The sequence below is a fragment of the Brumimicrobium mesophilum genome, assembly GCF_003025005.1.
Taxonomy (GTDB): Bacteria; Bacteroidota; Bacteroidia; order Flavobacteriales_D; family Crocinitomicaceae; genus Brumimicrobium; species Brumimicrobium mesophilum.
Window position 1 is genome coordinate 1 of sequence record NZ_PVSS01000078.1, and the last position, 454, is coordinate 454.

1 protein-coding gene is annotated in these 454 nt (G+C 32.8%); it reads right to left on the minus strand.

Features of this window, described 5'->3' with window-relative positions:
• On the minus strand, positions 1 to 412 hold a 412-nt coding region (locus C6368_RS17120; protein WP_107040423.1), incomplete at its 3' end, for a transposase.
• Positions 413 to 454: the final 42 nt, after the last annotated feature.

Genomic DNA, 454 nt, shown 5'->3' on the forward strand with positions numbered 1-454 from the left:
CATATTTACTCCATAACTCTATTGGTTTATTGTCTTGTCGCCAGAATTGATTAAATGTTACATTAGATTTTTTACTTCCATTGCGTTTAAAAGTTTCCAGGAAATTTTCTTTTCGACTTTCCCTGTGATTTTCTTTAATTGCTTTTACAACAGCCATGCTTGTATGTCGTTTAAAACTTCCGAGCAATTGACCTGGTGGTACTCCTTCAGTGCTTCTAAAAACTAAATGGACATGATTTGTCATTATACACCACGCATAAATTTCCATTCCTTTCTTTTGTTGACAATAATGCAAACTGTCAATCAAAATATCTTTATACTCATTTCTGGTAAACACATCCAACCATTCTACTACGGCAAAACTCACAAAATAAGGTGCTTCAGGGTTATGAAACCGATAATTTCTACTCATTTGATTTAGATTTATTGGGTTAACCCTAAATAAGTTAGTGAA